Annotated in this window: 23 protein-coding genes; 9 read left to right on the plus strand and 14 right to left on the minus strand. The window is 48.1% G+C overall.

The window, feature by feature from the left end; translation table 11 throughout:
* The first annotated feature begins 141 nt into the window (after positions 1-141).
* Positions 142-2,118, plus strand: a complete 1,977-nt coding sequence (locus tag TW84_RS03710) for a hypothetical protein (RefSeq protein WP_045974330.1) — start codon at positions 142-144, stop codon at positions 2,116-2,118.
* A gap of 251 nt (positions 2,119-2,369) precedes the next feature.
* Here the strand turns inward: TW84_RS03710 and TW84_RS03715 are convergent, their stop codons facing one another.
* The 6 genes from TW84_RS03715 to TW84_RS03740 all read right to left on the minus strand — a co-directional run bounded on the left by TW84_RS03715 (position 2,370) and on the right by TW84_RS03740 (position 6,307).
* Positions 2,370-2,963: a hypothetical protein gene (locus TW84_RS03715; protein ID WP_045974331.1), complete on the minus strand. Its 594-nt coding sequence runs from the start codon at positions 2,961-2,963 to the stop codon at positions 2,370-2,372.
* A gap of 102 nt (positions 2,964-3,065) precedes the next feature.
* Positions 3,066-3,917, minus strand: coding sequence for a hypothetical protein (locus tag TW84_RS03720; protein ID WP_045974332.1), 852 nt, complete (start codon positions 3,915-3,917; stop codon positions 3,066-3,068).
* A 21-nt stretch (positions 3,918-3,938) separates the two neighbouring features.
* Positions 3,939-4,646 (minus strand): hypothetical protein, encoded by a 708-nt coding sequence (locus TW84_RS03725; protein ID WP_045974333.1) that lies wholly within the window; start codon positions 4,644-4,646, stop codon positions 3,939-3,941.
* Positions 4,647-4,730: 84 nt separating this feature from the next.
* Positions 4,731-5,516 carry a hypothetical protein gene (locus TW84_RS03730; RefSeq protein ID WP_045974334.1) on the minus strand — a complete coding sequence of 262 codons (786 nt, stop codon included), beginning with the start codon at positions 5,514-5,516 and terminating at the stop codon, positions 4,731-4,733.
* A 48-nt stretch (positions 5,517-5,564) separates the two neighbouring features.
* Positions 5,565-5,864 carry a hypothetical protein gene (locus tag TW84_RS03735; protein ID WP_045974335.1) on the minus strand — a complete coding sequence of 100 codons (300 nt, stop codon included), beginning with the start codon at positions 5,862-5,864 and terminating at the stop codon, positions 5,565-5,567.
* A gap of 20 nt (positions 5,865-5,884) precedes the next feature.
* Positions 5,885-6,307: a hypothetical protein gene (locus TW84_RS03740; RefSeq protein WP_045974336.1), complete on the minus strand. Its 423-nt coding sequence runs from the start codon at positions 6,305-6,307 to the stop codon at positions 5,885-5,887.
* Positions 6,308-6,467: 160 nt separating this feature from the next.
* Between TW84_RS03740 and TW84_RS03745 the strand changes: the two genes are divergently transcribed.
* Entirely contained in the window at positions 6,468-6,779 is a 312-nt protein-coding gene (locus TW84_RS03745) for a hypothetical protein (RefSeq protein WP_045974337.1), read from the plus strand.
* Here the strand turns inward: TW84_RS03745 and TW84_RS03750 are convergent.
* From TW84_RS03750 to TW84_RS03780, 7 genes are all read right to left on the minus strand, one after another.
* The gene (locus TW84_RS03750) at positions 6,691-7,653 is read right to left on the minus strand and encodes a hypothetical protein (RefSeq protein WP_045974338.1); all 963 of its coding nucleotides are present in this window, start codon (positions 7,651-7,653) and stop codon (positions 6,691-6,693) included. The two genes, TW84_RS03745 and TW84_RS03750, sit on opposite strands and share 89 nt — an antisense overlap.
* Before the next feature lie 16 nt (positions 7,654-7,669).
* Entirely contained in the window at positions 7,670-8,446 is a 777-nt protein-coding gene (locus TW84_RS03755; RefSeq protein WP_045974339.1) for a lamin tail domain-containing protein, read from the minus strand.
* A gap of 104 nt (positions 8,447-8,550) precedes the next feature.
* Entirely contained in the window at positions 8,551-10,629 is a 2,079-nt protein-coding gene (locus TW84_RS03760; protein WP_045974340.1) for a PDC sensor domain-containing protein, read from the minus strand.
* Positions 10,626-11,249, minus strand: a complete 624-nt coding sequence (locus tag TW84_RS03765; RefSeq protein ID WP_045974341.1) for a hypothetical protein — start codon at positions 11,247-11,249, stop codon at positions 10,626-10,628. The genes TW84_RS03760 and TW84_RS03765 overlap by 4 nt, the downstream gene beginning before the upstream one ends.
* Positions 11,246-12,805 carry a transporter substrate-binding domain-containing protein gene (locus tag TW84_RS03770; protein ID WP_045974342.1) on the minus strand — a complete coding sequence of 520 codons (1,560 nt, stop codon included), beginning with the start codon at positions 12,803-12,805 and terminating at the stop codon, positions 11,246-11,248. The genes TW84_RS03765 and TW84_RS03770 overlap by 4 nt, the downstream gene beginning before the upstream one ends.
* Positions 12,802-13,587 (minus strand): class I SAM-dependent methyltransferase, encoded by a 786-nt coding sequence (locus tag TW84_RS03775; RefSeq protein WP_045974343.1) that lies wholly within the window; start codon positions 13,585-13,587, stop codon positions 12,802-12,804. Before TW84_RS03775 ends, TW84_RS03770 begins: the two co-directional genes overlap by 4 nt.
* A gap of 58 nt (positions 13,588-13,645) precedes the next feature.
* Complete coding sequence (locus tag TW84_RS03780; RefSeq protein ID WP_045974344.1) at positions 13,646-14,536, minus strand: N-acetylmuramidase family protein; 891 nt, start codon at positions 14,534-14,536, stop codon at positions 13,646-13,648.
* A 256-nt stretch (positions 14,537-14,792) separates the two neighbouring features.
* Here TW84_RS03780 and TW84_RS03785 point away from each other — a divergent pair, with 256 nt between their 5' ends.
* Positions 14,793-15,038 (plus strand): HP1242/YdcH family protein, encoded by a 246-nt coding sequence (locus TW84_RS03785; protein WP_045974345.1) that lies wholly within the window; start codon positions 14,793-14,795, stop codon positions 15,036-15,038.
* 101 nt (positions 15,039-15,139) lie between these two features.
* On the opposite strand, the gene TW84_RS03790 is transcribed toward TW84_RS03785, so the two are convergent.
* The gene (locus tag TW84_RS03790) at positions 15,140-15,925 is read right to left on the minus strand and encodes an HAD-IIB family hydrolase (protein WP_045974346.1); all 786 of its coding nucleotides are present in this window, start codon (positions 15,923-15,925) and stop codon (positions 15,140-15,142) included.
* A 234-nt stretch (positions 15,926-16,159) separates the two neighbouring features.
* On the opposite strand from TW84_RS03790, the gene TW84_RS03795 reads away from it, so the two are divergent.
* From TW84_RS03795 to TW84_RS03820, 6 genes are all read left to right on the plus strand, one after another.
* On the plus strand, positions 16,160-16,882 hold the full coding sequence (locus TW84_RS03795) for a glycerophosphodiester phosphodiesterase family protein (protein ID WP_045974347.1): 723 nt from the start codon (positions 16,160-16,162) through the stop codon (positions 16,880-16,882).
* A gap of 265 nt (positions 16,883-17,147) precedes the next feature.
* Entirely contained in the window at positions 17,148-18,680 is a 1,533-nt protein-coding gene (locus TW84_RS03800; protein ID WP_045974348.1) for a PAAR-like domain-containing protein, read from the plus strand.
* Complete coding sequence (locus TW84_RS03805) at positions 18,680-19,792, plus strand: AHH domain-containing protein (protein ID WP_052707879.1); 1,113 nt, start codon at positions 18,680-18,682, stop codon at positions 19,790-19,792. Before TW84_RS03800 ends, TW84_RS03805 begins: the two co-directional genes overlap by 1 nt.
* A 2-nt stretch (positions 19,793-19,794) precedes the next feature.
* Entirely contained in the window at positions 19,795-20,346 is a 552-nt protein-coding gene (locus TW84_RS03810) for a hypothetical protein (RefSeq protein WP_045974349.1), read from the plus strand.
* Positions 20,340-20,735: a hypothetical protein gene (locus tag TW84_RS03815; RefSeq protein WP_045974350.1), complete on the plus strand. Its 396-nt coding sequence runs from the start codon at positions 20,340-20,342 to the stop codon at positions 20,733-20,735. The genes TW84_RS03810 and TW84_RS03815 overlap by 7 nt, the downstream gene beginning before the upstream one ends.
* A gap of 2 nt (positions 20,736-20,737) precedes the next feature.
* A complete protein-coding gene (locus TW84_RS03820; protein WP_045974351.1) occupies positions 20,738-21,604 on the plus strand; it encodes a hypothetical protein in 867 nt (288 codons plus the stop codon).
* Positions 21,605-21,852 lie beyond the last annotated feature (248 nt).

A 21,852-nucleotide genomic window follows, 5' to 3' on the forward strand; every position in this document is an offset into this window, starting at 1 on the left:
CACAGTATTCAGGCCTTCACCCCGTTAGAGTGGAGCGAGCCGTGCGTCTTGCTACCCGCTCAACGTTTGAGCTGTGATGAGTCAACAAACGTCACATACAGGCGCGCTTCCAACCTTCCATTCAGTTAACAGGAATTTAAGATGCCAATTAATGCCATTCAACAAAAAGCACGTGAAATCAAACGTCGTATCGATAGTGAAATTACCGAAAAGTTTCTTGAAGTTGTGGCCGTGCCCACGGAAGCTGCTGCGTTAAGGGCCGACACAGAGCTGCGTACAAAAGCTGGGCTCAACACCAATAATATCTATTACCACTATTTAAAAGGTGGGGCTGCGTTAACCAAATTGGACACAGGTGGTCACCCCACCAGCGATTGGGATTTTCAGGTGATGCCGGACTTGGCCACCTATACCAAGTGGGCGACAGCTGCTAATCCAAACGCGGAGCTGGATACCGTCCACAATGCCATGGTCGAAGTCCTTGAGGATGCCGCGCGAGCTCTAACCGCGGGTGTTGCGCCAAATACGGTCACTGCCGCGATGAACACCACAATGAACAACTGGTTGAACGGTGAATTATTGGAGATCATTGAAGATGTCATCCGAGAGGAGACGGAGCTTGTTGGGCCAATAACGGTGGCTTATCGAGATAACCAAAGTCGATGCTACCAGGTCGGCCGAGACATGCGTTACTTACCTGAATGGGATATGCGCAACCATCGTTTGTTCAACAACAACAGCCAGAGAATTGAATTTGGTGTGGGTGATACGGTTTCCCACGCAATGACCAATAACATCAACGGGTATGGCTTTCAGCCGCAGTGTACGCCCACCATTTATGTCAACCATACCATCCCCGGCTTTTTGCTCTACCGTTTGGCCATTGTCTATGACTTCAGGATCACCCATGGCGGCAATACCGAGGATATCCGATTTAAATCTGAAGTCGTTGATTTATCGACACCACGCATGGGTAACCCTGAATCCTATATTTCAGCGAAGGATGAAGTGACGGTCTTACACGATGACCAGAACGGCGATTTTAAGATCCCGGGTTGGCGTTATATGTTGTTTGAAAACCTGCTGCTGATTGGCGAAATTGAACTAGGGGTCAGTGGTAGCCCACATAAAGAAGCAAAGAGAAAAAAGCGGGCTTCAGCCGCCTTGTTCGCCATTGCCGGTTTGAACAACAACCGAGCCAATCTTAAAGCCCTCGGCAACTCGGCAACCATTCAAGAAATTCCCAACCAGCAAAACGGAACACTCCGAAGAGGTATCGTCCCTCAGATAAAATATGATCTGCTGGGTAAAGTGAACCATTTTGCCGCTTCCGTTAATGAACAAGGACCGACAGATGACGTCATTGGCTACATTAACAAAGCCGTCGAGGGCAATTACGATTTAGCGATCACTGGGTCTGGATTGCAACTGACATCCGCCTGTAATGAAGAGAACGTCAACAAGTTGATGAAGAATCTGCCCAACTTGAAAGCCTGTATTCTGAATCCTTTGACTTTCTCTCAAGTCAATACGGCATTATCCATACTGCTCAAGCCAAAATCGCAAAAGGTTAATCCAAACGATAAATTCAAAGTGATTAATGATGCTCTGCTGAGTGCCTGGCTGCAACTCGACAGCAAAGCGTATTTTAAAGATATGGACTTTCCGCTGGGGATGGTCAAACTGACCGTTAATACCAATGCTTATAACGACATTAAAGGTCGAGCGGTTGACCTGAAAAGTAAAAAGTTTGGCACCACCCATATCCACAATGTCCGCGTGATTGAGACATTAAACTCGAAAGAAATTCTAGTGAGTTTCAATAGCCAGATTCAACAAGGCATGAATCAGCGCGTACTGAATCAAAACAACCGTGCCCATACGACCTATATCTGTTTTACACTGGATGCCAACCTAGATAACAATAATCCTTCGAACGACTATTACGAAGCTGTCGGAGATCGCAATAATGGCCCATGGACCGGACTGGATTCATGTGTGCCATACAAACTGAAGTCTGACAACTGTGAAGATTTATTGGCTATCTATTTGCAAACGATCATGCTGGTTCAAGTGCGCTACCCACTGATGGAGCTATATCGTCAATTGAAAGATTAAGAGTCATCGATGCCAGAAAACAAAAATCCGCCATTAACGGCGGATTTTTTATTGGGGTGAAAGCAACATCGCTTAACCGTGTGCAAACAAACATCTGTCATGGTGTCATTCAGTCGATTAAGCGGGATGGTCAAACGAGTGTGATGGCCACAATCTGAGTCGAACTTGAGGGAGGGAGCATAGTAAAAGCTGCATACATTGTGGACGAAAGCTCCGGCTGAGCAAGTCCGCGACGCATCGGGTGGCCTACTTCAGAATGCGGCTAGCAGAAAGCGTGGCTTCCCCTCTTTTTTCATATGGCTAAGCCGTGCGATCTGGGTACTGCCCGTTAAGCTAGTATCAAGGACATACGCACACTGAGTGTTGTTGTCGAGCAGCTCGAAGTGCTTGATGTCTGGGCCACTAAAGCTTCCCCATAACCCGACGAGTAGCATCACTTCATCTTGAGGTAAGGATTGACGTAAGGCGGTGACACGTTGGGCATCGTCGTAGAGTTTGTTGCGATCTTTCTTTGAAGCCAACTCGTCCTGATGAAGCACATGAAACTCGAACCAAAGGTTTTTACCCGGTGTCGCGATGCGCAGATCCGCTTTTGACGCGTAGCGCTTGTCGCAAGGCTCGACGGCAGACGATTTGCTGACAAACTTGAGGTACTCGTCACCGTGTTGATAGGGAGAGGCGAAATGGATGTCTTCGATATTCGAAGACTGAGCCAGTGACAGGCTGAGATCAAGAGTGAGCCAGGAATGAACAAAAGGTTTTGCCTGAGGCATGGCGATGACCTGATTCGCTTTGCTGAAATCGTGCTGACCGGCGAGATGGCTGAGTAGGGATTGCTGAATCATAAGGTTTCTCCGAAAAAGCGATGCGTTCAGAGTACCAATTGAAGTGGGTAAAAACTCGGGATAAGCCAGCATAGAGTAGGGGATGCTGGCGTTAGGTTGGGATTATGCGTTCTCTAGCCAGCGCTGTGCATCATCCAATTCATGGAGATAGACTCTGCTTTGGATGGCATGGTTAGCAAGGTTGTAGTCGTTCAAGAGTTCTGGACGAAAGGCGGTGCCGAGAGACAGGCATTGAATTTGCTGAGAGGGAGAAAAATAACTGAGTTGCTCAGACAAAATATCTGAAAGCTCAGGCTCTTCAATTCCCCCTTCAATGCATGACCACAAGGCTTTGACCACCGGATACATAGGTTTGCTTTTCTGTCTGGTGTCAGTGCTGTTGGCATAGTCTGCCTGCCATTGGAAAGTGGTACCAAATAGGAAGCAGCGAACCGTATGCATCAGCAGCCAGAAGTGATGTTGAACCTTGGCATCTTGTGTCGTCACCGACGTCAAATATTGATGCAGCGCAGCGACAAATTTGCTGGTAGCCAAGCTGTCGGCGTTGGTCATGGCCAGTAAGATGGCACGATTGATCTTGCCCGCGTATTTCTCTTCAGCTGTGGGCTGCCTTGGTGGTCGATTGACCTCTCGGGTTTGATAAGAGTAGTGGTAGCGGCCGGAAATCCCTTGTTGTCCGAGTCTGGAACCTCGCTCATTCAGTGCACCACCTTTGAGCCAATCTACATGGCTAAGAGGGTTAATCGGGCGTATCGACATCGGTTTACCAGCTTGTGAGTGTGGTGACCATTCAGGTAGATCGGATGAGCTGCCACAAGTTGGCGGTTCCTCTTGCACTGGGGAGGAAAGAGCCAGATAAGCCAGTTGGTACGCCAGCCGCTGGGCGAGGCCGGGTTCAGCTCCGGCCATTAATGCGGCGCTAAAGGCCGCATAATACATTTGGTCTGATCGCATTAAGAGTCCTCCCGGTTGGGATTATTCAGTGGGTGCGCTGAGGGCTTTAACGTCACTGTTAAACTGCGGCAGCGTTTCGACAAAGCGGTTGATGACCTGTTCTGCGACCGACTCTTTGACCGAAGGCTCACTGATGTAAGTATCCACTTCGGAGCGAATATGCCCGCCGTTTAACGCATCGCGATCCCTCTGATTGACGATGGCATTCACTGCCTGAGCAAAAGCGAACCCATCCGTTTTACTATAAATGCGATGCTGACTGCCTGTGTTGCCAGACTCTGGGTAGCGAGGGGCAGCATAAGACACCATGTAAGGCTGAGTATTTGGGTCGTTACCGATCAATTCTTCACACGAGAAGAGGACGAAATCCGTCGAACGGTAGTTGTCCATCACCTGATTGCAAATGGGCAGGTCGGCTTCGATAGCTAAGTTGTAGTCGCAGAAGAAGACATCGACACCTGGGATCAGGCTAGAGATCATAGTATCAAACGCGTTTTGCACACCTTCAGGCAGTTCATCTTGCTCTGGAACCTGAGTATAGTTCTGTGATTTCACCGAGTAGGAGCTTCGCCAGCGGGCGAGGAGTTGTTTCCCTTTATGCCCGTCTCGATATTTGTAAGCGACCTTGTAGCCGCTATCAAAATAATCTTCAACGTCTGGCTGGTCAGTCAGGAAGGCGAAGGTACGTCCGTCAGAAGCTTCGCAAAGGCGAAATAGTAGTTGTCTCATTGGTTTCTCCTGTTGAGTAGTTACCTCCGCAGAATAGGTTTTTCAGGCCTTGCATACTTGGTGCAATAGTTCACTCTTTTGGGGTTATTGATGATCCGTTGCACGCATGCAGGAACGCACCCCCGTTAGCCAGCGAAGATGGGGGCGTCGAGGCTGGTTATCAGGCTTTGAAAGGCCAGATAAATCTGGCGTTTTTCTCTTTTTCTCCGCCTCTTGAACGTCGAGGTTGTCTTGTGCTGGCATGGCGGGTTTCTGTTTATGAACGGCTGGTTCACTGGCGACAAACTCGAAGCGATAGGGGTAACCTGAATCGCTCGGATAGCTCGAAGGTTGGCACCAGTTGATCTCATTGACGCTCGCTGTGGCTTTTGCTTCGCTAGCGGCCGGTGGCGCAGTGCTTGGCTCGAGCCTGCTACGCTCACTACCAGATTTTGGGCGCGCGGGCTCGGATGGCTTTTTTAGATCATCGACCGGTGCCGCTGCATCGCCGGAATCGTTAGCAGCCTCAGGTTGTTCGTCGGTGCTGTTGGTAAACACACTTTCAGGCATGCTGGTCAGGCAACGCGCCAGATCTTGGACATAGCTTTGATAAGGGTTAAAGCTAGCATTAAATTCCGCCAGTTTACTCTCAGTGTTTGTCTTGCTTGTCACTTCTGCCGCCTCTTGCATTAGTGGTTCTTTTGCTGAAGATGAATCTTGGTTAGCCAGGGAAACGGGTGGTGTCTGTTCCGGTTCAGGTGGTGACGAAAAAACGGCGGCTTCCTGTGTAGACGTTTCTACTGGTTGAGTTTTATCGGCTTTACGATAGCGGGATTTAAGTCGGTAGCCACGAGGAACCCATACGACTCGGTGGCGTCGATATTTGCCCATGCTTCCCCCTTATGAGCAAGATTGGCGGGAGGTTCCCGCCAGAAACAGTTACACCAGTGTCTCCACCAGTGTGCTAAAGGTTTTGTTGATGATTTTCTGCACTTCGGACTTTGCGCTGATTTGCCAAGTCAGCATTTCGGCCTCAGCGATTTGCTTTTCACGCAGTATTTCTAGCTCAAATTCTTCGTTGGTTAAATCACCATTGTTTCTCGCGTCTATCAGCTCTTGCAAAGTCGCCTTTTGTTTATCCAGCGTCACGGTCAGTGCACTGGTCAGCAGGTTCTTGATCGGTGAATCTTCAATTTGGTTAGTCACTTGTTCAATGAGGTTATCTAGGCTTGGTGTCATTTTTCTACTCCTTGTATGAATTACTGTTTGGCAAGCTCACCACGTATTAATGCATCGATAAGCCGTTCGTATTGGTCTATTCGACGTTTGATAAGAAAATCGGACAAGGTTTGCTTTTTCTTGTGGGCTCTCATGTCCTGCTGCCAGAAATCAGCCAATATTTGAGCTTGTTTAATGGTCTCTTGATTTTGCTCACGCCTTTGTTGCCTGCGCTCTAATCCACGTACGCCCGCATCAATGTTGAGGTACTGAGGAGCGAAATCTTCGTAGCGGCGCTGGCTTTCAGGTAGCGCTTGCATGCTCAGGTAGAAGTAGTCGATATCGCGTTCGATACTTTGTGCCTGCTGAACAGTCTGAGGGTCGTAGGGAGCCACCAAGCGCAAGGTACAGCCACTTAGTAACATCAAACAGGCGGCGATCCAGCCGAGGTAATGGGTTTTCATTGTGTGTCCTTAGTTTTGCTAGTTTTTGGGTTTCACGCCATGATGACTTGAAAGCAGGGTGATTAGCTCAGGCTAAATGGCTGAATAATTGGGTTATTTGGCCGTGATTATTCGTTGTTGAGTGATAAGTTAAAAACAGGGCAAATCAGCAGGAAACACTATGTCAGACTTAATCAGTACACTTAAATTGATCAAAAAAGCCTACAAGCCGAAATTGCAAAAGCTCAAGATGACGCCAGAGCAAGTGAAGCAGAAGGTCAAAGTACATAACAAAGTCACGGCGGTACTCCAGGGAGCAGATAAATTGGAGTCTTTGCAGAAAGAGTCTCTCGAATTGGTCGCCAAATTGGTTAAAACTTTTGTTGAGCAGGCTCCTATGATGGCTAATCAGGCGCTCGCCCCGTTGAAGAAGCATCAGGAGCAGAATCAGACTGACGACGAACCCCATCAATCAGACGATCCAACAAAGTAAACAACACCTCAATGCTGTAACCCGCGATAAAGGCCAGCGCCATTGGCGACAGTGCCATGTCACCCATTTCCGGTTTGAGTAACCAGCCAGTTATCATTCCCGCTAAGCAGCCGAGGGTGAGGCGTAATCGATATCCCACTTCCCTGCTGGCAGTGTAGGTCAGTGTTCTCACTTGTTGCAGCAGGCTACGCAGGACAAAAATAAACGCCCCCAGCAGGCCATACATTAGTGGCAGAATGTAGTTTTGTAGCATTTGCAATACTGACTGAGCGGCAATCAGGTTGGCCGAATATTCAACTGGGGAATCTTCATTTTCGGTGCGCGTGGCATCGAGAGGGATGTTGCGGCCGCCTAACCAGATGTGATTCCAGTTCCTCAGTAGCTGATAGTTTGCTTCCATATCGGGCGGCATGGGCGAATTGAACGTGTCCGTTGAGCCGACTGAAGTAAGAAGGTTTTGCGTCAGAGCGTAGCCAAACAAGTAGTACATCTGCACGATCAGCAGGAAAATCAGGGTCAAGACGGTGTAGCGTCGATACCAAGTGATCACTCGTGAGGCGCCTGGCCGTTCGAGTTTACCCCCTTTAGTATCAGGCACTACAGCTTTGATGCTCTCGACCGTGACTGGGTAAACCTGCTTAGCTAAACGGTCGTAGCATTGCAGCAGTATAGTTTCATCCTCTACGCTCCAGTGACGAGTATCAATACGGTACTTGGCGCGATAGATGCCTTCGGCAATAGCGGGATCAATGGTGAGATCACCGTGGCGAGCAACGTATTGCAGTAACTGGATACCTTCACGGATCAGTTGTTGTAAATCAGACTCTGGGGTCGAATCCGGAGTCCGTGATTTTACTAGTGAATCACTCGCCAACGGCTATCTCCTCCGCTTAATAGTGATAACTGGAGACTTCTCTGTCCTGATAATCAATCAGCTTGCAACCGCCACCGTCGTTATTCCAAAGCGCGGTCGGGCTATTAAAGCTGTATTCATTATCTTCAAGTGACGCTTTATTGGTAAAAACGCGTAAGGAGGTCAGCGGGGCTAACTGAGTGTTTTCAGGAAATACAAAGCAATGCTCATTGCGCAGTGCTTCTAAACGCCACTGGCTAAGATCGACGGTATACTCAGACGTGTTGTGTATCTCAACGTATTCGTCCCCTTCGCTGCGAAACTCTCTGCCGTCATAATTGACGTGGCTGATGATGGCATGAGGGTGAGCTTTGTCGCCATAGACGAAGCTTGAAACCGTCTGGCCATGATGGTTAACCAAAGTCCCTAGGTCGCCTCGGTTGTTCCACACCGGTTGGTTAGAACTGAAGCTGTGCTCTGATTGACCCGAGGTATCAATTTTGATGTATTCGTAGGGCGATAAATAGGTATGCTCTGGGAAGATGTATTGCTGATCTGGTGACCCTGCTTGAATGTGCCAGCCACTGATGTCGGCGGTCATATCACCGCGATTGTAAATGGTGATGGACTCATCCAATGGAGAGCGGGTTCCTTTAAAATCCAGAGACGTAATGTCAATCTGATCGAGCACTTGCAGCTGGTTGAGTTTTTGCCAGCTCTCGTCCATGGCTTGTTGTGAAAGCTTTTCTGGCATGGACAGTTGATCGAGGACTTTAAGCACTTCCTGTTGAATGTATTGGGTATTGGCTGACACGTGTCACTCCTTGTTGATTGAGGCATTTAATGTGTCCAATTTAGCGAAATCCCCGACAGATACTCGGGGATTCCGAATCAGAAGTGCTGCTAATCGACGTTGCGCTATTTTTCGATAAACAGCAGGGTAATGATCAGCGAGAGCATGAGTAACAGCGGCCAGTACCACTGTTTGACCCGCAACCCTTGCTCATATTCCAATGCATGAATTTTCATCTCCGTGGTGTACGCAAGCGCGCCGATGGAGGTAAAAATAATCTGCAAGTAAGCGAGGAAATAGAAGTACTCGATAAAGATAACCCCCTGAGCATTCAACTCCTCTCGCAGTGCGACATGGGCAATGACCAAGATGAAAAACAGCGAAGCACAATATTGGAGAACGGTGGCAGTGTTAAACCCCCATAAGGCTTGCTGCTTTTCGTCTTTGGTCCATAGCAACAGCATGCAATAGGTCAGAAAGCTCACCACCAGCAGTGGCATGATATGGCTGATCAAAGGCCCGGTAATGCTCCTCTGTATGACCATGTTGTATTTCAAGTTGACGGTTTGATGCCCATTGTAGAGCTTGTCAGTTTGATAACTAAAGTAGCTTTGTAGCAGTTTCCAACTGCCAAAATCGTGTTCCGCCATTCTGATACCGGGCAGGTCTTCGGGTCGCATGGAAGGGTAGCTGTCAAACTGAGGAACCAACATCAGATAGCCTGAGTCTGGCCTCGGGATCATAGTCAGTTCGATCACTTCACGGTCGAACGGAAAAGACTCGTAATCAAAAGGCTGTTTAATAAGCGCGACAAACTGCCACAGCTGAAACCCTTCATTCTCCCGAATCAAAGACCAAGAGGTACTGAGCGAGTTGTTGATGTGCAGTGGAGGCTCATCGGTGACCTGATCAGAGGTGATGATTTTGCCGACGATGCTGACCTGATCCGCTTCGACCAAATCCAAGGATTCAACGGTTAAGTTAATCTGATGAACGTGATCCGAAGAAGCTTTCTGACCTGTTGGGTATTGGGTTTGCCATGCGAGGTAGGCACTTTCCTCATTGACTAATAGGGCTTCGCCTTTGCTGAGTGGTTTTGGCGCTAAAGCCTGATACCAAAGCAGAAGCAGGTATGACAACAGACACAGCGACAACACAGTAAACAAGCGCCGTAATTTGGCGCGTGATCCATCGGGAAAGCGCAGGGAAGCCACAAAAATGATTAAACCGGCAATCGTCAGAAACCAGATCAAATCATGGTAGCCCGCATGTGAGGTGGTCGATGCTCTGAGTTCATCGGCATCAATGATCAACCCAAGCTGCGCATCGAGTCCATCGATATCGCTCAATACCATCCACTCCTCACGTCCAGTCACTGGATGAGAAAAGGTGGACAGATCCCCTTTTGTCAGCTGCTCCGAGATAGAAGCGAGAAGTGGGTACTCAGCAGGGGCTAAGCTGTAGATATCTTTGCCAAGCACCGATTGGTTCGGGTACGCCAATATCTGACCCGTACGTGAAACCAACATACCAAAGCCTTGGCTGCCAAGATCGAGATTTAACACTTGCTTGGTTAAGCTACTGAGCGAGAAGTTAAGAAACACAATACCGTCAAAACCATTATCCATCTGTCCATCGTAGCTGGACTCAAACGGTACGATGAATTCCGCCAACCAGGTGTTGGCATTCGTGCCAAAGTAAGGCTCCATCCACATACTGCCTTTTGCCATCGGTTGATGGAACCAGAAAGTACGGGGGCCGTTGTTGACTTGGTCTGGCAAGGTGTAGTCATAACGCTCCGAGATCTGCTGATTGAGGCGATTGTCTCCGTTTTTTTGAAAGTACGGCGAATACAAAGGACTGGCAGGATCCGAATAACGGTTTTTGCGAAAGGCGACACCACCTCGGTGTGCACCTTGGGTTGTCATCACTGACTGAGTAATCAAATCGCGCAGTTCCTGATCATTGCGCTGCCGCTGTTTGAGCGCCGATGCGAGCAGTTCCGTTTTCTCGGACAACTCAGCTAAACGCTTATTTATCGCCTCAGTGGCGGCTTGGCTTTGTTCAACCAAGTGATGACGAATGTCCGTATCAACGTCGGCGTGCAACTGATAAAGCGTTATAGCGATAAAAGCCGCGACAGACCAGATTAGCGCCGTGATCCAGCGTAAATGGTAGTACTCAAGTTCGGAAGGTTTGATCATGATTCGTCTCCCGCTTCAATAGGGGGCTGTTGGCGCTTTTCCGTGAGTGCGATAAAGGTTTTCAAAAAGCTCTGACACAAAGCGCCGCTGACGATAAAAAAGCAAGCCACCATGGTGTAAATCGGCAATATAGCGTCGGCTTGACCTGAAGACGCGATGTAAGCGTTGGCGGTGGCGAGTATTTCGTCGACACCAATCGCCGATGCCGTCGTCGACGCCATTAGGATCACCAGAAAAAACTGATTCACCGCCGATAGCGAGAAGGGCTGCCCCTTGTGGCGTTTTTGTGTAGCCAAATCACAGCTGTAACCCATCACGGGGATCGCCAGAGCAATAATCGCTTTACCCAAAGCGGGGACATGCATTTCAAAGCCCATCATTTCCCAGCGAGAAGGGACGATTAGGGCGAGATAAAACAGCATGACGAAACTGGGGACATTACACAGCAACGACTGAGCCCCTTTCGCCAGCCACTTAATAGGTGCCTGAGTGTGATTGGTTCCGCGACTGAGCAGAGAGCCGACAGGGAAACCTATCGTCATTGCCGAAATAGCAATAAGAATATTCAGGCTGAAGGAGTAGGTGAGCGACAGCCACAAAGTCATATCCGATAGAATCATTGCAACGCTCCTTTGTTGTTGACGTCGGGCGATGCTTGTCGTTGGAGAAAATCGGAATAGCGAGTGAAAAGCTTGCCGACCAGATAGGCAAACAGCAGCACCTCAAGATAATAAAACAGAGCCAAAAGTGTCATCAGCAACACAGGGTAACCCGAGCTGGAGACCAAGGTGTTGACCACCAAAACCGCATTGGGTGAAGCGATAACACTTGCCATACCGGCTGCTTTGGCAAGATTGACCAAGTTAGCTTTGACCCCGGCACTGTGATGAAGATAGCGCTGAGTTAAGCCAAGCTGTGAAGTCGTATCTGCGGTCACTAGGTTGTTGATGCCGGAGGCGGTGTATAGCGCCAGCACCAACCAAGCCACACTGGCTCCGCTCAGTAGCCAGTGTTGGCCGTGTTCGTTCCAGAAAGACAACGCACCGAAGTAAATCAGGTAAAGCATCAAAATAGGCGGAATCGAGCTTTGCAGGTGTGTGAGAAAGGCGACAGGCTTAGCGACCCAGCGTTTGGCGCTGATGGTCATCTGCGTAAACCCCAAGGCCAACGCGATGGCCGTTAAGATCGAAGCCACAGTGAATAGTGCAGTGTGAAGCATAGACTGGATAAGCCGCTCAGTATCGAACTGGTCAAAAGGCCAAAACTGTTTATCACCTTGTTGCCCTAGCGAAATGACACTATCAAAGCAGAGTTTTTTCTTTGTCACCTGATCGCTATCCGCCTGACACACCAAATCGCCGTTCTCATCCACGGCGTTCCAGTTTTTGTGTTGCTGCGCGAGGTAGTCTTGTTCTGGTAGCTGCCATTGTTGGGCGAGACTCTTCAATCGACCATCTCTGATACGGCTTGCTACAAAGCGCGACAACCAGTGTGCGAGAGACTGCGACGCCGTATCTTTGCGAGTCACCATCGACCAGTGGATTGGCATGATGGTTTCGACATCAACACGATAGTCACGCCACTCTTTCTGCTTCGATAAGTGGAACAAAATGCCACTGTCGTAGGCCCATGCCTGACATTTGTTGGTCAAAAGTGCCAGTTTTGCATCTCGGTTGCTCATCAGAATAATGGGTTTGATGCGGTAATTCTGGACCAGAGACTTATTAAAATACGCCCCAGCGGTCAGGCAGACCGGCTGGCCGATCAAGTCTGTCCACTTTTCGACGCTGTTTGACTTGTGGGTCAGTGCGGTGACGCCACTTCGGAAATAGTGAGGCGTGATCATACGCACGCGCTGGCGACGTTGCATCGAGTCACCAACCGTGGCAATCAACATATCGACTTGCCCCTCATTAAGCTTTTGAAAACGGTTGGCACTCGTGACGGTTTTGAATTCCACCTCAACATTGAGCGCATCACCGATCATGTGTGCTAAGTCGGGTTCAAATCCAGCCGGTTGGTTACTGCTGTCGAGCATTCCCCAAGGTGGATAATCGGCTTTAACGCCAATCACAATCCGCTCAGATTGTTTAATTTTGCTCAGTAGCTCTTGCGCCTGAGCATGGAACGCCAGCAGCAAGCAGCCACCCATGACGAGAAAAAGGAAACGCATCATGCACGCCTCCTTGCGACGACCAATAAACCGTATCCCAGCGAAGCGGGCAGGAGATTGCACAGCAGATTATCTAGCAACGCCATCACAGAATTCTGGATGACAAAACGCTCTGGGAAAATACTTTCAGCAGTGACTTTCTCGACGTCAAAACCGGCTGCAATCAGTTCTGCCCTGATCTCATTTACAGTGTAAAGATGATAAAAAAGAGGGATTTTCCGACCGGATTGATAGCGATGATATTGAATATCGCCGGGCAAGTTTTGTTGCTTTCTCTGTCGCCATTGCAGAGTGAGGAAGCGCCGCCGCCGATTAGGCACAGATAAAATCAGTGAGCCATCTCGGTCCAGTTGTTTGTGGAACCATTTGAGTAACTTACCCCGTTCTTTCTGCTCTCGGATGTGGCTCATCACACCAAAAAGTAGCATACCTAATTGCACCGCTCCATTGCGCTCTTTCAAGTGTTGTTCAAGGTGATGTCGGTCACTGAACCAATCGGCGCGCTCAGAGAAAGGTTGTGTTGTCTGCTTAGCTTGTTGGACTGCTATGTCACTGATATCAAAGCCACAGAGATGTAAATTGGTCTGTTTCAGTATCGGATAACTGTAGCGCCCGTTTCCGCACCCATAGTCCAGCGCTAACGAATCCTGACCGAGAAACTGCGCGTGCTGAAAGAGGGTATTGAGGACTCGGATATTGGCTTTTGGATAGCGAGCCTGATAGAGGCCGATGCGATAATAGTCATCATAGGATTGGGCGATAGTTGTAGATTGGACATTGTTCATGAATAGACTCCTTTCTTCGCCTGAATGAATGTTGCGCAGGTTGCCCTGCGCAAGCCGTTTAAGCTGAATGAGTCTGGTAGGCGGACTCCAGTCTTTCGTCGTAATGGTTTTCCGCATAGCCGGGGCCATTGTAGTGGCGGGCAAACGTCGGCCAGTCGAGCGCTTGTATCGCTTGGTGCAGCTTAGCGTTGGATTTAATGAAATGAACAAAGGCCATCAGGTGATGGCGCTCCGCAAAGAACATGTCACGCACGAAGCTTTCAACATCGTCGTAGCCGGCGGCCTTGTGGTTAAAACCCATGATCTGGTAACGGCCGAACGACGCGGATTTCAGGGCTGCGGTTCTATCGAGATCCATAGCTTGCTTGAGGCGGTCATACTCTTTTTCCCCGCCCACATAGAGTGAGCGATCCCATTTGGGAGAAGAGATATTGGGGTGTGATTCATCGAATTGATGCTGACTGTATTTGGAGAACTGGTGCGCTTCAAACAAGATGCAAGGCGCACCAGACTCAAAGAACCCACTGCCTGAAGATTCAACATCTGAGACGGCTTTAATCGCCGCAACTTCACAGCCCAGGGCAGCGGCGGCGTCATGGTAGTCATCGTCAGTTAACCCTTTGATAGGTTCAATCGCGGGTAAGAACAAGGAACTCAGTGTGCTTTGACCTGCGCCCAGCGCTTTGTTGAGCGAACGGTGGCTCTTGCCGTTGGCATCAATGCGGCTATCTGGGTGATGAAAACCGAGTATGGTTTTCTGCATAGCGGCGATCGCCTGACAGGTTGGCGATGGCCCGAGATCTGAGCGGATGATGCCATCTACTGTCAGTGGAGCGGTGAGGCCAATTTTGTCACTGATCTGGTTGAGGGCTTTTTGAACATTGAGCACATCATCGGGTGTGTTGTCCGCGCCAATGCCAACCGACGAGGATAAGGTGAGTTCTTTCATGTTTGACTCCATCTATTTTTGGTTTGATTGATCCCTACAAACGCTACTGGAATCGGGGGGCCACTAATTGGGCAGAGTCAGGGAATTTTCGGCGCGACCGACGAACAAAGGAGTGAAGCAGCAAAGTCAACATCGGGTCAGAATTGAACCTCAGTGTGAAGTTATCGATTTGGATCTCAAATATGGACACACAATGGTGCTATGTTTGTATAAAAATTAATCAGTCAAATCCACCAAGATCAACAAAGGGGTTGTTATGCTAGGTGAAGATCACTCTCTATTAAGCGAATTCCCGCAATACAAAGACACCATTCGTGCATTGGCCAAAATGGATGACAATTTTCTCTCTGAGATGAAGTCCTATGACTCGCTGGATAAAGAAATCCGCAAGCTAGAACTGATGGACTCACCACTCAGCGATGAGGAAATGCATAAGATGAAACATGACCGAGCGGTGATGAAAGATGACTTGCATAAACGTCTGGTAAGCGCGCATCAATAAGTGGATACCGCTTGATGCTAGGGCGCATGTGGTCGCCCTTTTTTATGTGCGTCAATCAACACTTTGGGGACGTTTAGGCACTATTGGCTGTTGATATTTAGCTATTTGATAGCGAGCAGCTTTTGGGTGAATTCAGCAAACCCATAGCCACCCGGCTGAGTCATCACAACCGATGGGTGAAACGCTAGGCGATGCCAATAGTGGCTAATATTGGCAACCCCAACACTGTTTGGCATCATTTCGAACATCTGCTGGTCGTTCATTGAATCACCCACATAGCAGGCGCGTGTAGCAATCTCTTGGCGAGACAAGCCTTTCTCAGTCAGAAAGGCGATGGCGGTAGCCTTTTTCGAGTGCTCGCCATACCAAGCGTTAATATGAATCGAGCTGGCAGTGGCGTGAGCGCCGAGAGCATGAATCTTAGCAACAATGTCTTCGATAACAGCCTCATCGACGCGCGGACGGTTCTGGCCAATATCAATCGCCACTTCACACAACCGATAGGATTGATCCAGCGTCAGTGACAGATCGGGGTAGTCACGCAGTATGGCCTCAACCTGCGCTTTGAGCTTGGTTTGGTATTGGCGAATCGATTCAAGCGGAACATCGGCGCGCAGACTCAGATAGCCATCCTTCTTTTCCATAATAAACGCGCCGTTTTCACCTAAGACGGCATCGACCGGCCAGAGCTGGGCAATATGGTCGCACCAACCGGCGCAAGCGCCAGTGACAGCGACCACTTTTTTGCCGGAGTCTCGCAATCTTTGTAGCGCGATTAAGGACTCTGGTGGCAAATGCCCTTGCCAAGTCAGGGTGTCATCGACATCCGTCAGAACCCAGTCGACCTGTTGCCAGTTTGGGTTTAATTCATTGGTGATCGAATTCATTGCTACACCTCAACATCATTTCACTACAGAGTACCAAAGCCTATCCAGCTCCGTCACCATCATGCTGTGAATAGTTTGATGATTGATAGACGCCAATTTTGCACTAGGCCTCACAATAGTTAGCTAACAGCCAACCATGATGCGGTTTTTTCGCTACATTAGAGCCCAAAGCATAATTAATGGTAAAACCAACTCATGGTTGTTGAGTTTGCCCAGCAAAATTGAGAGTACCCTATGATCACAGGCCATCGTGGTGCGGCGTCGTTAGCACCAGAGAACACTTTGGTAAGTATTGAGTACGCCGCCAAGTCAGGTGCGTTATGGGTAGAAATCGACACCCAACTGAGTGCCGACAACATTCCGGTTATCATTCACGATCAGACCGTTGATCGCTGTACCAATGGCAAAGGTAAGGTGTCACAGCTCGATGCCAAGGCGCTTAAAACACTTGATGCTGGCAGCTGGTTTGGCCCACAGTTTGCGGGCATAGCCATTCCAACACTCGAAGAGGCATTAGACAAATGTGCCGAACTAGGGCTAACACTCAATCTTGAGTTGAAAACCTACAATGACAAAACCATGGACACCTTAGTTGAGCAAGTGGTTAAGGTGGTCAAGCAGAAAAACTACCCCTTGGACAAACTGCTTTTATCTAGCTTCAGCAAAGAGGCACTGGCGATTTGCCAAGCGCACATCCCACAGGTAAGACGCGGATTCATCTGCGAAGTGTGGAATGATTTTAGCCTAACGTCGTTGCAAGACTTGGGTTTGTTCAGCATCCATATCGATCACCACATTTTGGATGCCAAGATAGCCAAGTCGATTAAAAATGCTGGCTTGGGATTACATATCTGGACTTTGAACGCACCCGAACAAGCACAAGCCTTTTACGACTTGGGGGTGGATTACATCATCACAGATAAGCCAAACCAGTTCTCGTCGCAATCAGAGCAATGAGCTAACGCTAACCCGCTCCTCACCATGGATCACTAGGTTAACAACGATCCACTAGCGGGTTGGCTGCCATGCTCTATAGAACGACCACTCTCTATAATACTTAGTCAACAGAAAATACACGGCCTTAGTGAGAGGTTGTGCGAAAAATATCAACTTCAGTGATTTTAACTATCAAAAAAGGCATTTTCACTAGGCAATTAATTGGATATGTGCGTCATTAGTTTTATATCATAGACACTCGATTATCACTAGGTAAGGGTTGACTATGGGCGTCACTGTTTGCGCAAATGGGCTCAGTGTTATACACAAAGGATCGGGCGGCGAAGCCAATGCAACACTGCCGGATGTGTGTTTAACAACGGTAGGCAATGCCGTTGTTCCTATTCCTTATGGCAACAACGCAAAATCGTCGGATCTGGTTGATGGCACCACAACTGTCACCATGGACGGCGGTAACAGCGTTGCGATTAAGGGCAGTAAATTTTCAAAAAGCACAGGCGATGCTGGTGGCGACAAGAAAGGCGTCGCATCTGGCACCATTGAAGCCGAAGCCAAGTTTATTTCTGCCTCACCAACGGTGAGCATGGAAGGCAAAGGCGTTTGTCGTCTGAGTGACCAGATGACCATGAACAAAGCCAACACCATGTGCCTTGGCGGAGCACAAAACCCGTCGGTCACGGTTACGGAAGATCAAGAAGGCACCTACACGGTCGATTTGGCCCTGTCGTATGCCGATGGTGATCCAGTTCAAGGCGCCAGTTACACGCTGGTGGATTCAAAGGGCGCAAACTTTACCGGTAACCTTGACAACAAAGGCAAGGCAGCGGTGAGTGGCGTTGCACCGGGTGAATTTGAGGTGGAATACGGCGAAGATACTCGCGAGTTCACCCCAAATATGCCCACCAAAGCCAACCCAAGATTCAACCCGATGACAGAGCCAAGCCAATTGGTCGACAATGCCAAGCAAGGCGAGTTGGGCTTTTGGGAAAACGCTTGGCGCAAAACCTCGGGTGTTGCCAGCTGGGTATGGGGGGTGATCCTCGGTGACTTCAACAACAATGCCACCGTTGAGCAGATCATCGCCAACACCGCCATTACCATGATACCTGTGGTCGACCAAGTCGCCGATTTGCGTGACCTCGCCGCCAACATACTCAAGCTCCTCGATGAAGACGCAAGAGAAGAGCCCGAAAACTGGCTGATGTTAACCCTCACCCTGATTGGCTGTATCCCATTGTTTGGCAGCGCCATGAAAGGCACCTGTAAAGTGGTATTAAAGCTGGGTAAAGAGACACCAAAAGACGATTTACTCGCTATTATGCGTGCCCTTGGCAAAGGCGACCCAGAAAAGTTTCTGCGTGAGCTTGACTGGAGCAGCTACGCCAAACAATGTTCAGAAATTTTGTCAGATGTGATCAAACCTTGCCGAGAAATTGGCCTTGAGCTGGCTTCATCGGCCAACCGCATTGGCGCCGATACACTGGGTGAGTATTTCCTCGATCTGGTTAGCGAGTTAAAAACCCTGGAAAAACTGGCGGCTGACAATATCGCCAAAGCCACCGATAGCTTTGACCACTTATTCCAATCGGTGTTAGGCAAGGCTGATGATGTATTCCCCGCCAAAACTTACCACAGCGGTGGTAAAGGCACATCACAAAGCGGCAATAAAACCACCAAAGCCAATGAAAAGAAAAAGGGCACGCGTAAATGTAGGATCTGCAACCGTGTTGTTCAGGAAAAGGGCAAAAAAACCGCCAAGAAACAAGATGGCAACTGTGTAGGGCATAAGGTGATTTAATGGCAAAAAAACATAAAAACGCACCTAAAGGTGGTGTGAGGAGATGGCGAGAATATCTTAAATGGTTAGAGGATAAAAACAGCAAACCAGGCGAGTTTAGAGGTAGTCTTAGTAAGCTCAAAGATAGCACTGAAGATGAAGTTAGTTTTCAGGGCAGCACTGAGAGAGGTAGCGCTAGTAGTGCTTTAAACGCTGGCATTGCTGCAATGCCACCTTTTGAAGGACTCGTTGACGATGTCGGTATGAGAAAGGCTAAGACGGAATGGATAATCCACCATCCTTGGGCCACCAAACAGGAAATTTGCAATCCGTTTTCTGATGTAACAAAGGCATTGTTAACACCGCACCATTTAATTTCATGCTGTGTGACCGAGGCCCTAACCGAACATTTTACTAAAGTAATTGAGAATGATATCGGTTACAACGTTAATAGTCCCCATAATCTGCTGATTTTACCCAATAGTACCGCCATGGCCTGTTATCTTGGTGTACCGCCCCATGAAGGCGGGCACGAGTACAAACTTTCAGCCAAAGAACTTCTCTCAGTTCAACGTTGGTCCAAGAAAAACGTAGTTGGTAAAGAAGTCTGGGAGAAAACATTTGATATCGCAGACAAAGGCTATCATTCCAGAGTGCTCAAGTTGGTCCACAAGGTGATTGTCAAACACTTTAAATGCGAAAAAGATCTAGATCATAATGAGTTTATTAAGGATATGAACAAAGTCTCTAAAATTATACTTAAAATGCTTGGTAAGTTTAAATTGTTGCTACATGAAAATGGCGCTGATTATAAACCCGGAAAAGGTAATCTTGCAGGGTGTCGCAATACTCGTTTGGTCAGTTCATATATTGAGGGTGAGGGTAAAGAAAAAGCCAAGGGGCGTGAAAGTGCGAAGCGTGTAACAAAGAAGTTTAAAATATTGCAAAAAGGGCTCTGTAGCTCTGAAAGAGTGCATGAAGATGATTGGCAATACATTTTGTACAAAGGTGAGGGCAGAGAAAAGCTGCGTAAAATGGGAATGAAAGTCGCCACTGAAGTCGAGTGGATCATGTCCGCAAGCACCTCAGAAACGACAGCCACCCAAGATAACAAACAAACCGAGACCGCTTAACCATGACCAGCCCCCAAGTGTATTTTTTAAATGAAAACTACAACAAGCTAACGGACTTGCTGGTACCTGAGCATGATCTCGCCCAGCTATTTATTAGCCAAACCGAGCTGTCTACCGCCCGCCCTTTGTCCTACAGAAGCCTAGAAGTACCCTCGATGTACCGTAAAAAACTCTACGACGGCGACGGCCTGTTTGTCGATGAGGAGATTTACCAAATTATCGCCAGCAGCGGCGCCCGTGGCCTGTATATTGTACCGGTACAGATTCGCTTTAGTGACGATATCACCTTTAACTACTACCGTGTTGATACACGCCAAGAATTTGATCTTATCGACCTCGCGCAATCTACCGTTGATGAAGACGGCGACCTAGAGGAAGTCGTACTTGATACCACGCCCCTTACCCAACAGGCCGAGGCCGATTTTACCTTATTTCGCTTAAATGGACTTAACGCTATTCAGTATATGGTCAGCGAGGGGCTGCGTGATAAACTGGTGTCTTTTCATGATGATATTGTGCTTAGCAGCGAACAGGACTATGAACTACTATGGTGATTGACGGTTATTTTAAACTCGATACCGCGAGTTATTTGCAGTGCCCGGTAAAGCCCCACTTGGGGCATAAGGTGATCGGCGTTGAACCCGATTTGGCGTTTGATCTAACCCTAACTCCACCTCGGGTGTTTATCCGCAATGAGCTGGTGGATCTGTTAGGTGAGCTTACCTCTAAGCTGATCCAAGGTGCTTACCTTAACCCAAACAATACTCATGCCTATCAAAACTTTAGCGTGATCACTGCGGACCACTTTAGCCTGCCTAAAGTGGAGGCCGACGATGACTTGCCCGCAGTATTTTACTACCAGCAAACTCTTTACCTCTCACTGGCCCTGCTGGACGAGATGACGCATAACAAAAAACTTAGGGATATTGAATACAGAGTGTAACTATGACTGAGCCAACCATCGAACAGGTTAACCAGATCTTAACCCAAGCCAATCTAGCGCCAGTGGGTCTTGCAGAATTCTACAGACCTGACGTGATAGCTGAAATTATTGATGATAGCGACTTTAGCGAAGAAACTAACTTTAAACGGATTCGAGTTCTACTAAAGGCAGGCATTCTATCAGAACTTGATGTTCTAGAGAAATTTAATCATAGAGTTGAGCGCATGGAGCTATCTTATGAAGATTGCCCACTGGTCAAAATACTGGCGCCATTAGAGCGGGATGGGACCTTATATTTATCCGGTTCTGAGCGTATTTATCAACTCAGCTTGGATATATATTTAGATTATATAAAAAGCATTATTTTACTCGGGGGTAGAGTAGACCATGACCGCTTATTGTGTGGAGTCTTTGGCGAAAGAAGAGAGTTTAAACTGTTTAACTACTTAATGGATAACTTCCATATTAAACCAGTTACCATTAACTATGTTGCGGGTGTTCTAATCGAAAAAAGATATTCGGCAAAGGACAATACGGATATACAAGAAAGAGCAGCATTTGAAAAATTAGTTGAAAAAGGCATCGATATTAATCTCCCTTTCAATAACAACGACTATAATTCCTTCTTGGGAGTCGTGTTTTGCAATGACCCTGCTATGTTTGAGCAGTATTTGTTACAAAAACCCAGCCAACACATTATCGCAGCTTTACCATGGGAGTTTGCGATTGAAGAAGGGTTCTTTGGTGATATACACCTACAAATGGTTCAAAAACTGATTGAATTGGGTTACCAGCTACCTCTGGATGAGATCATCGAGTTACTGGAAGATGAAGAGCTGGACGATTACGCAAAAGCCCTTGCTCACTAAGCTTATGCTTGCCCCCAAGCCTATTCTGCTTAGGGGCTTATATTTCCCTTCATGCATCTTAGTGATTAAACACCTTTCAAATGCTGATAGGTGGTAAGAGAAGAGAACAATTGACCAAGGCCTAAATTAAACCAAGTTTGTAAGCTTAACATTGACGAAACTTTATGGCATTACTGGGTTATGTTGTTGAAATCTAGCCTGATTTGACAACGCCTAATCAAAAAAACTAAGGAAAATGATATGAACGC

This window comes from Vibrio neptunius, assembly GCF_000967495.1.
In the GTDB taxonomy this organism is placed as follows: Bacteria; Pseudomonadota; Gammaproteobacteria; order Enterobacterales; family Vibrionaceae; genus Vibrio; species Vibrio neptunius.

Coding starts and splice junctions, on each gene's coding strand:
- TW84_RS03710 (WP_045974330.1), top strand. CDS start 142: ATGCCAATTAATGCCATTCAACAAAAAGCACGTGAAATCAAACGTCGT.
- TW84_RS03715 (WP_045974331.1), bottom strand. CDS start 2,963: ATGATTCAGCAATCCCTACTCAGCCATCTCGCCGGTCAGCACGATTTC.
- TW84_RS03720 (WP_045974332.1), bottom strand. CDS start 3,917: ATGCGATCAGACCAAATGTATTATGCGGCCTTTAGCGCCGCATTAATG.
- TW84_RS03725 (WP_045974333.1), bottom strand. CDS start 4,646: ATGAGACAACTACTATTTCGCCTTTGCGAAGCTTCTGACGGACGTACC.
- TW84_RS03730 (WP_045974334.1), bottom strand. CDS start 5,516: ATGGGCAAATATCGACGCCACCGAGTCGTATGGGTTCCTCGTGGCTAC.
- TW84_RS03735 (WP_045974335.1), bottom strand. CDS start 5,864: ATGACACCAAGCCTAGATAACCTCATTGAACAAGTGACTAACCAAATT.
- TW84_RS03740 (WP_045974336.1), bottom strand. CDS start 6,307: ATGAAAACCCATTACCTCGGCTGGATCGCCGCCTGTTTGATGTTACTA.
- TW84_RS03745 (WP_045974337.1), top strand. CDS start 6,468: ATGTCAGACTTAATCAGTACACTTAAATTGATCAAAAAAGCCTACAAG.
- TW84_RS03760 (WP_045974340.1), bottom strand. CDS start 10,629: ATGATCAAACCTTCCGAACTTGAGTACTACCATTTACGCTGGATCACG.
- TW84_RS03765 (WP_045974341.1), bottom strand. CDS start 11,249: ATGATTCTATCGGATATGACTTTGTGGCTGTCGCTCACCTACTCCTTC.
- TW84_RS03770 (WP_045974342.1), bottom strand. CDS start 12,805: ATGATGCGTTTCCTTTTTCTCGTCATGGGTGGCTGCTTGCTGCTGGCG.
- TW84_RS03775 (WP_045974343.1), bottom strand. CDS start 13,587: ATGAACAATGTCCAATCTACAACTATCGCCCAATCCTATGATGACTAT.
- TW84_RS03780 (WP_045974344.1), bottom strand. CDS start 14,536: ATGAAAGAACTCACCTTATCCTCGTCGGTTGGCATTGGCGCGGACAAC.
- TW84_RS03785 (WP_045974345.1), top strand. CDS start 14,793: ATGCTAGGTGAAGATCACTCTCTATTAAGCGAATTCCCGCAATACAAA.
- TW84_RS03790 (WP_045974346.1), bottom strand. CDS start 15,925: ATGAATTCGATCACCAATGAATTAAACCCAAACTGGCAACAGGTCGAC.
- TW84_RS03795 (WP_045974347.1), top strand. CDS start 16,160: ATGATCACAGGCCATCGTGGTGCGGCGTCGTTAGCACCAGAGAACACT.
- TW84_RS03800 (WP_045974348.1), top strand. CDS start 17,148: ATGGGCGTCACTGTTTGCGCAAATGGGCTCAGTGTTATACACAAAGGA.
- TW84_RS03805 (WP_052707879.1), top strand. CDS start 18,680: ATGGCAAAAAAACATAAAAACGCACCTAAAGGTGGTGTGAGGAGATGG.
- TW84_RS03810 (WP_045974349.1), top strand. CDS start 19,795: ATGACCAGCCCCCAAGTGTATTTTTTAAATGAAAACTACAACAAGCTA.
- TW84_RS03815 (WP_045974350.1), top strand. CDS start 20,340: ATGGTGATTGACGGTTATTTTAAACTCGATACCGCGAGTTATTTGCAG.
- TW84_RS03820 (WP_045974351.1), top strand. CDS start 20,738: ATGACTGAGCCAACCATCGAACAGGTTAACCAGATCTTAACCCAAGCC.